This is a genomic window from Nonomuraea sp. NPDC004702 (assembly GCF_053601695.1).
In genome coordinates this window covers 83,335-96,444 of record NZ_JBSGCE010000040.1, presented here as the reverse complement: position 1 = coordinate 96,444, position 13,110 = coordinate 83,335, and the positions used below count along the sequence as shown (strand labels likewise).

The following is a 13,110-nucleotide window of genomic DNA, read 5'->3' as shown; positions in this document are numbered from 1 at the left end:
TCCTGCTTACGGGGCAACTACCCACTCATGACCACAGCACGGCGCTCTACTGACTCGAGCCCTAACACCAAATCCCCTTGTCAGCAGGCTCTAAGGCTCCGCCCTTGTCTCAGCGCCGCCGCCTGGAACTTCTCCGACGCGCGCTCAACGACGAGAGACTGGCCCTCCCCACCCGGGTCTCGGCCTGCCTTATGCTCCTCTTCGCTCAGCCGATCACACGGATCGTTCGCATCACGCTCGACGACCTAATCTCGCTCGACGGCGAGCTCCACGTTCGACTCGGAGACCCGCCGACACCGGTCCCCGAGCCCTTCGCAAGCCTTCTGCTCCAACTGGCCGACGAACGGCCCCATCTGAACACCGCCACCAACCCCGGCGCCCGCTGGCTCTTTCCCGGCCGCCGAGCCGACCAACCCGCCAACCCCGGCACGCTCCGCGAGCATCTACGCCTCGCTGGATTCCTCACCAGCACCGCACGACCAGCAGCACTGCGCCAACTCGTCCTCCAGGCCCCCGCACCGGTCATTGCACGGGCCCTCGGCTTCCACGACAAGACCACCACCCGAGTCGCCGCTGACGCAGGCGGAACCTGGAACCGCTGCGCCCCGAATGACCACTCACAGTGAACGCCCTCAGCCCGACTGGCCTGAATACAGACCACTTGATCAACGACTCCTGCCAGTCTCACCTCCGTACTTCACGGAAGGGCCATTCCTGAAGAGAAACGGTAGACACGACATCAGCAAGGTCCAGCCCTCAGGACGACAACGACAAATAGCGATCCCAAAATCACGTCATCAAGCGATCCAAGTCACAACATGAGACCCGGGCTCGCCTCTGTTTCATGCGACCCGGGGCACCGCCATTCCTACGCTGCCCCGCCCCTGCGGCAGAGGCGGAAGGCGCATCCCTTGGATTCGCCGCTACCGCGTGCCCGTTGCCAGTCAGAGACCGACATTCCGCATGGCGTTGTCCCGCCAGCGATCCACCGCCCTGATGTACCGCAAGACCACAGGTGAGGCGGGAGCCCAGCGGCCGTGCTTGGCGATGACCGCGACGGGGACGCCGGCGGCATAGGCGACGGTGGCGCCGCCGGCGCGCAGGCTGTGCGCGGTGACCGTGTCGGCGAAGGGCACGCGCGCGCGTACTGCCAGGTCGCGCACGATGACGTTGACCGCGTCGGCGCCGAGGGAAGGGCCGATGCCGCCGTGCCGGTTGACGCGGCGCAGTAGCCGTCCGCTGGTGTGTCTGGCCTGGTCGAGCACGGTGATCCAGTCGCGCCAGGCGGCGACCGGGTCGGTCAGCGGGTGGGTGCCGCGGGGGATGGCGATGGTCTCGCCGCGGGAGTCCTTGTCGGTTTTGGAAGTGCGGATGACGACCTCCAGCCCGTCGGCGACCTCGCGTACGTCGTCCTTGGTCAAGGCGACGAGTTCGCTGCGGCGGCCCATCAGGGCCAGGCCGAGCACCAGCAGCAGCCGGTCGCGCAGCCCGATCGGTGTGGCCAGGTCGCAGGCGCTGACCATGGCGCGCAGCGCGTCGATGGTGATGGGTGGGGCCTCGCGCTGGCCGCGGCCGCCGTTCTCGGCGCGCTGGCGTTTGTAGGCGCGCAAGGCCAGCCGGGCGGCCTCGGTGGCGGGTTGGCCGGTGTGCCCGGACAGGCGGTGCATGGTGCGTACGGCAGCCAGGGCCTGCTCGATGCTGGCCGGGGCCTGCCCGGCCAGGCACAGCTGGGCGACGTACTCGGCCAGCGTCTGTCCAGTGGCGGGCAGTGCCTGCCGGCCGTGCTCGGCACACCAGACGGTGAAGGCGGCCCATTGGCGGGCGTAGGCGCGACGGGTGTTGGCCGGCACGCCCTCGGCGATCAGGCGCCGGGTGTCCTCGCTGAGCGCGTAGTCGGCCACGGTGTGGCCGCCCTCGTACTCCGGCGCCCCGACCGCCTTGGACTGCTCCCCCGCCGTCGGCAGCCACCCGCCCTCACTCATGTCCGTTTCGTCCCCATTCTTTGATGCGACTGGACGCGCCAACTCTAACCTCTGATAAGGAAGATTATCACGGATCAGAATGTGAGAGTCGAGCGTTCCCGTTCGCACGAAACGGATGCGTTCGATCGCTACGAACGCTAATCTGGCTGACTGTGGCAGACGATCAGGAACTTGTGGTGGCATCACCCCAGAGCGACGACATCCCCCGCGTCGAGACGACGGAGGAGATGCGATGCGCGGGCCCCGGTTGCGCCAAAGCCCTCCCCGGACGCAGCAGCCGAGCCAAGTACTGCAGCGACGCCTGCCGTGCCGCCGCCTACCGGGCGCGTACCGCCTCACACGCCGCACCGGTGGCGAACGCGCTGTTGCGCGCCCAGGATCTCCTCGGCCCGCTGCTGGCTGCCGGCGAGCAGTGGCAGGCTGCTCAGGCAGCATTGAGCGCCCAGTTGACCGAGCTGGGCAGCGGCGCGCTGGCGCAGGTCCAAGCCGCGGAGCAGGCAGCCGAGGAGGCCCGGGCCGCCGCCGCAGCGGCCGACCAGCGTGCCAATGCGGCAGATCAGCGCGCCACGGCGGCGGCCAACACCGCCGCCGCCCGGATCGCGGCGGCCGAACAGGCGCAAAGGCAGGCGGAGACTGCCCGCGACCGCGCCGAGGAACGCGAGCAGGACGCCTGGCGCCAGGTCGGCGAATACGGGAACGCGCGTTCTCAAGCTGAGCAACTCGCCGCCGAAGCCACCGCCCGACAGCACCAAGCCGAGCAGGACCGTGACGTCGCTCTCCGCCGAACCGCCGAACTCACCGAGATGCACACCGCCGCGACCGCCCGTATCACGGACCTTGAACGCCAAGTCGCCGACCAGCAGCACGAACTCGCCGACCTCCGCCGGCACCGCCAAGAGCAGGAAGCCCAGACTCGAAGGGCCGAGCAGGAACGCGACCAGGCTCGCGGCACCGCCGCAGCGCACGCGGAAGAGGCCGACCGGCTGCGCCAGGCGCTGACCACCGAACGTCAGCGGCGCGAGCAGGCGATCACCGCCGCCGCCCTGGCCGAGCAGGCCCGCACCCTCGCCGACCAGGCCAGAGCCGCGTCCCTGAGCGAGGCCGAACGGCTGCGCGGCGAACTCGCCGACCTGGCCGGCACCCTGAGAACCGCCCAGCGCCAACGCGAAGAGGCGGTCACGGCCGCCGCCGTCGCCCAAGCGCTCCTACGCGAGCAGCAATCCCTCCACCCATCCGATCAGCCTGAATCCACAACCCCTGCTGCCGACGACTCGGCGAAGGAGTCGCAAGCATCGGACTCATAATCCGTGGGTCGTGGGTTCAAGTCCCACCCGCCCTACTCACCAACACCGCGTCTGACCTGGGGTTTCTCGGTTCTCGCCACCCTCAAATCTTGCCGTTGATCATGGTCGGTTGCTCCATGGTTGCTCTTGTGTACGGACCGTGTACGGCGGTAGATCATTTAGTCCGCCATCGTCAGCTCAGACCTCGCCGACGACCAACAGAAGACCAAGCAAGAAGGCCCGTACGGCGTCCTCGGTCAGCGACGCCCTCGTGAGCGGTCAAGCCTTAGCCAAACTGCTTCGTTGTGCTCGCCAGGCGTTTCTGACCAGCAGATAAAAGATCCCCTGCTTCATGCGGAAGTCCGCTCGCCCCTTCGCAGCCGAAATTAGATACCGATCGGCTCCACAGTTCGACACCCTCATGGAGGGCAAACAAGCAGGCCCGCCGGGGAATCGGCGGGCCTGCTGGGTTCGGTAGCTCAGGTAGTGGCGTGGTCGATGTGGTTCGGCAGTGTGATCAACCGGGCAGTCTGCGCGCCGCTGGCTGCGGTGTTGATGAGGGCGGCGGCGGATTCGGCGGCGGCGCGGGCCACCTCGGGGTAGACGCTGGTGTAGGTGTCGCGCGTGAAGGTGGATGACACATGCCCCAATGTCTCCTGTACGACCTTCAGATCGACACCTGCGGCCAGCATGATCGAAGCCGCCCCATGCCGCAGGTCATGCAGCCGCACCGGCGGCAACCCCGCCCGGAAGGACAGCAGGTAGAACTGGTCGCTGACCTGCTGCGGATGCAACGCCCGGCCGATCTCGTCGGTGAAGACGAACCCGCTGTCCATCCACGCCTCCCCCGCCGCCAGCCGCTCAGCGGCTTGGCGCTTGCGGTGCGCGCGTAGCGCGGTGACGGTATCGGCGTCCAACGCGATGGTGCGGTCGCTGGCCTCGGTCTTCGGCCTGCCCTGCACCGGCTCCCACCCCAGCTGAGTGATCTGCCAATGCACCCCTGCCGTCCCGGCGGCCAGGTCGACATCCTTCCAGCGCAGCCCGACCGCCTCACCCCGGCGCAGCCCGCGCAACGCGATCAGTCGGTACAGCGCGAACAGCCGATGGGTTGCCGCTTGGGCGAGGAAGGCGAAGGTGTGGGAGGGCGTCCACACCATCACCGGGGACGGACGCGGCACGGACGCGTACACGTTGATCATGGCGGCGCGGCTCAGCCGCGCCCCGCACCGTTGCCGCTGCTCAACATCGAGCCGCTCCTGCAAGTCGCGGTTCCAGGCGGCCACCCGCTCCTCGGTCCACACCAGCGCCTTGGGAGATACGGCGTCGGGGAGTTCGACCACCGCCGCCGGGTTGAAGTCGATCAGCCGGTCCTGCTTGATCGCGATGTTCAGCGCGTGCCGGAGAGTCGCCCGGATGCGGTGCATGGTTGCCGGACCGACCGGCCGCCGATACCGCACCGTCGCCCGCTGCTCCGGATCGGCGCTGGCGCGGGCGGCGGTGATGACGTCGTTGAACTCCTCGATCGCATCGAACATCCCCGCCACATCCGACACCCGCAACCGGTCCAACCGGATGTCGCCGAGGTAGGGGGTGAAGTACAGGCGGATGTGCGCCTCGTACGAGCGACGGGTGGTGGCATCGATCTTCCGCTTACGCCGCAGAAACTCCTGCATCCATTCAGCGACGGTGACGGTGGGGTTGAGGTCCTGCCGTGTGCGGACCTTGCGCCGCACCTCCTCCACAGGCGGCAGCGTCTTGGTGTCCTTGAGCACCGACAGCATCAGCTCGGTGATCTTCCGCTGCACGTGTGGGTCCTCATCCAGCGCCAGCAGTGCACGGGCGTGCTCCAGTTCAGCCTCGGCCTCCTCCAGTGTGGCGAAGCCGCGCCGTCGCAGGGGGTTGCGCCGCCGCCCATCGGCGTGCGCGGGCAACTCGAGCTGGTAGGCCCAGCGGCCGTGGGTGCTGCTCCACCTCTCCCCTGCGCCGCCGGGGCGGCGCAGCTTGGCGCAGGCCTTGCCCAGTCTCTTGCCGGTCGCCTCGTCGCGGCAGGAACATGTCTTGAAGGTGGTTCCGTTCATCTGCGTCGTCTTGCCCTTCATGTCCTGATCGGCTGCTGACCGCGTCGTCGCTGCTCGACGACGCCTTTCCTTTGCACCCCTACGACCGGCTGGACACGCCATCGCCCCTGGGCGATGGGTCCCTGCACGACCCGACCGGCGGGTTGCCCGCAGCGTCGCGCGGGACGCGGTCATGCCGTCAGGCACCCCACGCATGGGCAGCGGCGTCCAGGGCCCGGATTGCAGCCGTCCCATGGCACGCACACGGCCGAGGCGGCCGTTGTGGAACGCCCACGGCGGCCGCTGGTCGGGGGCGGTGGTATCGACGCCCACCTTCACCGCCCGCGTCAAGCGATATCCCCTGGTCACGTTCCCCGGGACACACATGATCCGGCCGGGCAAGCCGCCGGCGTGGCGTCCCGGGCAGCGGCTGGCCGCAGATTGTCCCGCTTGCACGCATAACCGCCTTCTGGCCGTAATGGCGGGAGAAGGCAGAAAAGCTCGACTGAACGAAAAGAATGTCCTGTCAGCATCATCGTCCCGATCCAGCGGGCGAGCATTGCCCGGTCACTATCCAAATACCGGCTCGAAGAGCCGAATTAGGACAGCGCGGTAGGCCAGACCTTGGTCAAATCGAAGTAAGCACCCGCTCCGATCGCCTCGAGCACCACACGCCACACGCGATCTCAGCGCCCCGGCCAGGAACAGCACATCATGCCCACGGCAGCACCAACATCAGGAAACGCCTGGCCATGGGGCGACGAGTCGGCAGGCGAACTCGGCGTATGCGTGTCGAATATTGGGCCTCATTCGCTCTGCGAGTACTCATGCGGGTCAGCCGCCACCAAGAGCGCCCGTTCGACCTCGTCGAGAGCGAGCCGCACCGCCCCAGGGCGACCGACCGGCTGCCGAGGGTGGAGGCCTCCACCCGGATGGGGAACAGGCACAGTTCGGCCAGCTCCTCGCGCAGTGGTGGCTTGGCGAGCAGTTTCGCGCGGCTCTGGGGCTCCTCCCGCTCTCCGATGACCTGGGAAACAGGTTCGGCGGCTTCCTCGCCGGTCTGCTGATCTCCACGATCACCGTGCTCGCCGGAGCCTCCGGTGCCGACACGGCGGTCCTTTCCGTCGTGGCATCGCGCCCGGGAACCCTCCACTCAGCGGGCGGGAGGGGCCGGAACCCTGGTGATGGGACCGACCAGGAGATCCTTCGCGGATCGTACGAACTCTGTGACGAGTGGGTCGGTGTCCGCGGTCCGGGTGGCCACAACGATCTGGCAAGGCTCGATCCCGTCGAGCGCAACGGTGACCAGGCCGGGGCGCAGGGTGTAGCGCCGGTCGCCGGCCGGGACGACGGCGATGGCGGTGCCGTCGGCGATGGCCTCGAGTTTGTCCTCGTAGGTCTCGGCCAAGGTAGGACCCACCGGGGCGGGTTCGCTGCCCGATCGGGGTTCGAGCCGCCAGAAGGTGGTCCATTCCACGCCCATCCCGGTACAGCCCACCAGTGGTTCTGCGGCGATGTCGTCGGCCGTGACCACCTCTTTCCCCGCGAGGTGGTGCGAGGCGGGCACGAGCAGGACCCGGGCCTCGGAGTACAGAACCGTCACCTCCAGATCCTCGGCCGGGATCGGCAGCGGCGTACGGATGACCAAGGCATCGACCTGCCGCTCCAGCAGCGCGGAGGCGTCCTGCGAGCCGAGATGACGCGTACGGACGTGGGCATCGGGACAGCGATGGCGCAGGTCGCGCACGGCGGGTGTGATGACGAGGTCGTCGACGTACCCGATGGTGATCGAGCGCGCCGGCGCCGCGGCCCGGGCGGTCTGGACCGCCTGCCGGGCGCCGTGCAGCAGTTGCTGTGCCTGGGGCAGGAAAGCCGCGCCCGCAGCGGTGAGGCGGCTGCCCTGGGTGGTGCGCTCCAGCAGACGCACGCCGAGAGTGTTCTCCAGGCGCTGGATCTGACGGCTCAGGGAAGGTTGGGCGACCCGCAGTTCCTCGGCCGCCCGGGCGAAGTTCAGCTGCTCGGCGACGACCGTGAAGTACCGGACCAGCCGAAGGTCCAGATCGGGAAGCATGCCCCGAGACTAGTCCCCCGTGATGCACTTCTTGCATCACGGGGTGCAAGGCAGGTCTTGGACGCCTACGCCGGCCCGGTGGTGTCATACCTGCTATGACCATTGTCTTTGTCCACGGCGTCCCGGTGACCTCTGCCGTCTGGACCCCTCTGATCAGCGAACTGCCCAAGCCCCAGCAGCAGGACGTGGTCCGGCTCTCACCGCCGGGCTTCGGCGCCGCACTTCCCGCGGGCTTCGGTGCCACCTTCCTGGACTACCGCGATTGGCTCATTGACGAGCTGTCGCAGCTCAGGACCCCGGTGGACCTGGTCGGCCACGACTTCGGCGGCGGTTACGTGCTGGAAGTCGCGATGGCCCGCCCCGACCTGGTGCGCAGCTGGACCAGCGACACCATCGGCGGGTACGAACCGGACTTCACCTGGCATGACATCGCCAAGACCTGGCAGACGCCGGGCGACGGGGAACGCCACATCGAGGAGACCTTCACGGGAGACGCCGCGGAACGCACGGGGCGCATGATCTCGTGGGGCATCCCGCAGCCGGCGGCCGGCCAGGTGGCGCTCGGACAGGGCCCCGAGATGGGCCGAGCCATTCTGTCGCTGTACCGCTCCGTACCCGAGAACATGCTGGCCGAACGCGGGCGCAAGCTGCCGGCGGCCGCGGCCCGGCCCGGTCTGGTTCCCGTGGCCACCGACGACCTCACTGCCGGCAGCGTCGCCCTCCGCCACCGCGCCGCCCAGCGCGCCGGCGCCCGTGCCGTCGACCTCGACGGGCTCGGTCACTGGTGGATGCTTCAGGACCCGGCCCGGTCCGCCCGCATGCTGTCGGACTTCTGGGACAGCCTGTGAAGCCACACGTCCGGAAGTCACCGATCTTGAACACCGCGCAACACCATCACGGAAAGACCACCGTCACCTCATGACCACGCACATCCCCGATCAGACCGGCCGGACCGCCATCATCACCGGCGGCAGCAGCGGCATCGGCAAGGCCACCGCCGCCGCACTGGCGGCGAAGGGCGCACGGGTCATCCTCGCCGTGCGCGACCAGACCCGCGGCCGCGCGGCCGCCGCCGAGATAGGCGGCCTCACCGAGTCACGCCCGCTCGACCTCGGGTCGCTGGCCTCCGTACGTGAGTTCGCCCGCACGGTGAACGGCCCCGTCGACTATCTGATCAACAACGCCGGCACCATGACCGACACCCTGCGGCACACCACCGACGGCTTCGAGAGCCAGCTCGGCGTCAACCATCTCGGGCACTTCGCCTTGACGAATCTGCTCCTGAGCCAGATCACCAGGCGGGTGATCACCGTGTCCTCCACCAATTACCGCAGCGCCCACATCGACTTCGAGGACCTGCAATGGCAACGACGGCCCTACCGGCCGTTCGGCGCCTACGGACAGACCAAGCTGGCCAACCTGCTGTTCACCCGGGAACTGCAACGCCGCCTGAACAGGGCCGGCTCACCGATCCTGGCCACGGCAGCGCATCCCGGCTGGGCGGCCACCGGATTCACCATGACCACCGGCCGGCGGCTCCTTGACCACGCCCTCGCACTGGGAACGCGGCTACTGGCCCAAAGCCCCGAAGGCGGGGCCCGGCCGACCCTGCTGGCCACCATCGGCGACGTCCCCGGCGCCAGCTTCTCCGGCCCCAGCCGGTTCGGAGTACGCGGCCCCGCCGCCCTCGAAGAACTGTCCGGCGAAGCACTCGACGACGCCGCCGCCCAAAAGCTCTGGGAGGTCTCCGAACACCTCACTCATGTCAAGTTCCCCCTGCCCACCGCCTGAGCAGTAGATCGCGCCCCGGCAGCCCCGCCCACGACCTGCTGCCCGAGGCCGTCGCCCGGTACAGCGAAGTGGCTGACCAAGGTGGCTTCCCCGCCGACGACCCCCGCGGCGCCGGCTTCACAGCCGGCGCTCTCCTTGTCCGTCGGCGTTGCTTGAGGACGTGGCATGCGCAGGCCCCCGAGAGCTTCGCCGCGCATGATCGCAGCATAGGAACTTGCAGAACCCGATGGAAGGCTTTTCAGAAAATTTCTGGAAGAATTCAGGCGTCATTACTCCCCATTATGGGCGAAATGTCTCTTTTTGGATGCATGCACCTGCCATCGAGCGGCCCGCGTCCCTGGCTATGCCGACCCATCGCGCGGCTTGAGATCATATGGCTCTATATTCGATCTCGTCAGCGTCGAAATTTGCTGAAATCTTCCAAGCATCTACCTGGCATCTAGGAGAACCGATGCGCAGATCGTTAGCCGCGCTGCTCAGCCTTGCGCTTGCCGTAGCGCCGACCCCGGCGGTCGCCGCCGCCGCACCACCACCTGCGTCCCAAGCAGGGCCGAACTCCCAACGCATCACGTTGATCACCGGAGACGTCGTCACGGTGGCCGGCGGTCGCGACGGCCTGCGGTTGCTGGCCTTCGAGCCGGGCTCCGGCCGCGAGGGGATCGGCTACCGAGTCACCAAGGGCCGCGACGGCGCCCTGTCGGTCGTCCCGGGTGACGCCCTCGACCTGCTCGCCAACGGGCGACTGGACCCGCGTCTGTTCGACCTTGACCGCCTGATCGACGATCACTATAGCGACGACAAGAGCAAGGCGTTGGCCGTACTCGTGCAGGGCCCCAAGGGGCGCTCGACCGCCGGAGCCCAGCAGGTGATGAAGGACGCCAGGCTCCGAAAGTCGCTGCCACGGCTCGCGATGAGCTCCTTCGCCGTGGACAAGACGAAGACCACCGCACAGTGGAAGGCGCTGGTGGGCGGCGAGCGCTCACCGCGCGCCTTCGTCGGTGAGGTGGGCAAGCTGTGGCTGGACGGCCGGGTCAAGGCCACGCTGACCGAGAGTGTGCCGCAGATCGGCGCTCCGCAGGTCTGGCAGTCGGGTCACACCGGTGAGGGTGTGAAGGTGGCGGTGCTCGACACCGGCTACGACACCGACCATCCGGACCTGGCGGGCAAGGTGATCGACTCGCAGGACTTCACCGGCCAGGGCGTGGAAGACGTGGCCGGACACGGCACGCACGTCGCCGCCACGATCGCCGGGACCGGGGCGACCACGAGTGGAGCGGGCAAGGGTGTGGCGCCAGGGGCCGACCTGGTCGTCGGCAAGGTGCTCGGGAACGACGGCTCCGGCGTCGAATCCGACATCATCGCGGGAATGGAGTGGGCCACGACGACCGCCGGCGCGAAGGTCGTCAACATGAGCCTCGGCGGGCCGGACACCGCGGGCGTCGACCCCATGGAGCAGGCGGTGAACGACCTGTCCGCGCAGACGGGCGCGTTGTTCGTCATCTCCGCGGGCAACGAGGGGCCTCGCTCGCAGACCATCGGCTCTCCTGGCTCGGCGGACGCCGCGGTCACGGTGGGGGCGGTCGACAAGCAGAACGTGCTGGCCGAGTTCTCCAGCAGCGGGCCTCGCGTAGGAGACCTCGCCGTCAAGCCCGACATCACCGCGCCGGGAGTGGACATCGTCGCCGCGAAAGCGGGCGGTGGCCTGCGCTCGGCGTCGGGGACGTCGATGGCGGCGCCGCACGTGGCCGGCGCGGCGGCGCTTTTGGCGGAGCTGCACCCGGATTGGCCGGCTACCCGGCTGAAGGCTGCTCTGACTAGCAGCGCCGTTCCCACTCCTGGGCTGACCGCCTTCCAGCAGGGCACCGGCCGGGTTGATGTGAACGCCGCCGCGACAGCGACAGTGATCGCTGAGGGAGCCCCGGTCTTCGGTCCGGTGTCCTCGACCGTGAACGCACCGGTCACGCGTACCGTCAGCTATCGCAACCTCGGCAGCACACCTGTCACCCTGACCCTGGAGGTGAGTGCGGCCGGGGCTCCGGCCGGCCTGTTCACGGTGAGCGCGACCAGCGTGACCGTTCCCGCCAGCGGGACCGCGGACGTCACCGTGACTGTCGACGGCCACGGCCGGCCGGTCGGCTCCTATTCCGGGCAGCTCACGGCCACCACCGGCAGCGAGGTCATTCGCACGGCCATCGGCGCCTACGTCCAGCCCGAGCAGCACACGCTGAACCTCGTCGTCAAGGACCGCCTGGGCGCACCCGCCAACACCACGGTGTGGGTCTTCTCCCGCCAGTCGGACACCGAGACGCCGGTCGCGATCGCCAACGGCAGTGGCACGATCGACCTGCCGGCAGGCTCCTACTACCTCGGCGCTCTCATCAAGACCGACGACACGTGGACGATGGCGGTCGTGCCCGCGAACATGTCGCAGGACCGGACGATCATCCTCGACTCGCAGCAGGCCAAGAAGGCCACGGTCACGGTGGGCGAGCCGACTGCCCGGCAGATCCTGCGCGAGACGTACGTGAACTTCCACTACGGCGTCGAGGACGGGCTCTACACCGGGTTCAGCATGGCGGATTACGTCCTCCCGGTCAGCGACCAAGGCATCACCTACACCGCCATCGCCTACTTCGACAAGGAAGGTTCCTCGGCGACCAGTCCCAGCCCGTACTTCTACCGCATCGTCGACCAGCGCAGCGGGGTGCCCAGCGAGCCGACCTTCCAGGGAACGCCGGCCAACCTGACGAAGGTCGACGTCACCTACCGCGGCACGGCGTCGTACGCGAGCTTGCTCGTCCAGCCCGAGTTCGACACGGGGCTCAGCTCTCCGGCGGCCCTGATCTACTCGCCGGTCAAGATGCCGTCGGTGGTGACCGAGTACCGGACGCCGGGACGCTGGCGCGGCCTGCTCCGGTTCGACGGAAAGCAGGTCCTCTCCGATCCCCGGGAGTTCGGCTCCGGCCTGGACAACACGGAGACGTGGAACGGCGCGGTTATCGGGCCCGCCCTCCCCGCGAAGAATGGCTATTGGAGTGGTACGGCTTGGCGTGACAACAACGAGATGGTGTTCAACTACATCAAGCTCCACTCCGACTCGGAGGCCGGTCACGGTGGTGAGAACGCCGACACCGAGGGGTCGATGCGCCTGTTCCGCGACGACCAGCAGATCTGGTCCAACTTCGTGAAGCCGCGTACCTGGCTCGTCCCGGTGACCGTCCCGGAGGCCCCCTCGCAGTACAAGCTCACCGCTTCGGCCACCAACAGAAATGGCGCCACGTCCACCCAGATCGATACGGAATGGACCTTCACCTCCGATGCCACGGCGAACGGGCCGCTCCCGCTGATGGTGGTGCGGTATCGGCCGGACGGACTGGACGAGCTGAACCGCGCGGCGGCCGGAACGGTGACCCCCGTGGTCACAAGCGTCCAGCGGGAGCCGGGCCAGGCCGTCACGTCCCTGGCCTCCTGCCTGATCGAGTCCTCCGTCGACGACGGCTCCACCTGGACGACGGTGGCCCAAGGGTCGACGTGCGGAACCCCGCAGATCACTAACCCGGCCGCCCCCGGCTTCGTGTCCTTGCGCGCGACGCTGGCCGATCAGGCGGGCAACACCGCCAAGCAGACGATCATCCGGGCGTACCAGGTGAAGGAGGCGCCGGGGTCGACGCGCATCCGCGTGCAGAAGGACGCGGGGGCGGGCAACAGGATCACGATCCGCGGCAACGTCAGCCCGCTCACCTGGTCTGCCGGTCGTGACTGCGTGAAGGTCTCGACCGCTGTGTGGGACTGCTGGGTGCCGGGCATCCCGGCCGGCCAGGCGTTCGAGTACAAGCCGTTGATCAACGACTCTGTGTGGTCGATCGGGAGCAACTACCACGGTGTGGGAGGAACCACCCAGGAGATCACGCCCACCTTCTGACCGA

Annotated in this window: 8 protein-coding genes; 5 read left to right on the top strand and 3 right to left on the bottom strand. The window is 68.4% G+C overall.

Features of this window, described 5'->3' with window-relative positions:
* The first annotated feature begins 104 nt into the window (after positions 1-104).
* Positions 105-626, top strand: a complete 522-nt coding sequence (locus ACWEJ6_RS37090) for a hypothetical protein (RefSeq protein WP_452429874.1) — start codon at positions 105-107, stop codon at positions 624-626.
* A gap of 318 nt (positions 627-944) precedes the next feature.
* On the opposite strand, the gene ACWEJ6_RS37085 is transcribed toward ACWEJ6_RS37090, so the two are convergent.
* Positions 945-1,982, bottom strand: coding sequence for a tyrosine-type recombinase/integrase (locus ACWEJ6_RS37085; RefSeq protein WP_452429872.1), 1,038 nt, complete (start codon positions 1,980-1,982; stop codon positions 945-947).
* A gap of 152 nt (positions 1,983-2,134) precedes the next feature.
* Between ACWEJ6_RS37085 and ACWEJ6_RS37080 the strand changes: the two genes are divergently transcribed.
* Entirely contained in the window at positions 2,135-3,286 is a 1,152-nt protein-coding gene (locus ACWEJ6_RS37080) for a hypothetical protein (RefSeq protein ID WP_452429870.1), read from the top strand.
* Positions 3,287-3,744: 458 nt separating this feature from the next.
* Here ACWEJ6_RS37080 and ACWEJ6_RS37075 read toward each other — a convergent pair whose 3' ends face one another.
* Entirely contained in the window at positions 3,745-5,364 is a 1,620-nt protein-coding gene (locus ACWEJ6_RS37075) for a tyrosine-type recombinase/integrase (protein WP_020544404.1), read from the bottom strand.
* A gap of 1,111 nt (positions 5,365-6,475) precedes the next feature.
* A complete protein-coding gene (locus tag ACWEJ6_RS37070; RefSeq protein ID WP_452429868.1) occupies positions 6,476-7,393 on the bottom strand; it encodes a LysR family transcriptional regulator in 918 nt (305 codons plus the stop codon).
* A gap of 95 nt (positions 7,394-7,488) precedes the next feature.
* On the opposite strand from ACWEJ6_RS37070, the gene ACWEJ6_RS37065 reads away from it, so the two are divergent.
* The 3 genes from ACWEJ6_RS37065 (at position 7,489) to ACWEJ6_RS37055 (ending at position 13,106) form a co-directional block, all read left to right on the top strand.
* Positions 7,489-8,241, top strand: a complete 753-nt coding sequence (locus tag ACWEJ6_RS37065) for an alpha/beta fold hydrolase (protein ID WP_452429866.1) — start codon at positions 7,489-7,491, stop codon at positions 8,239-8,241.
* Between the two features lie 70 nt (positions 8,242-8,311).
* A complete protein-coding gene (locus ACWEJ6_RS37060) occupies positions 8,312-9,184 on the top strand; it encodes an oxidoreductase (protein ID WP_344219768.1) in 873 nt (290 codons plus the stop codon).
* A gap of 451 nt (positions 9,185-9,635) precedes the next feature.
* A complete protein-coding gene (locus ACWEJ6_RS37055) occupies positions 9,636-13,106 on the top strand; it encodes a S8 family serine peptidase (protein ID WP_344219770.1) in 3,471 nt (1,156 codons plus the stop codon).
* Positions 13,107-13,110: the final 4 nt, after the last annotated feature.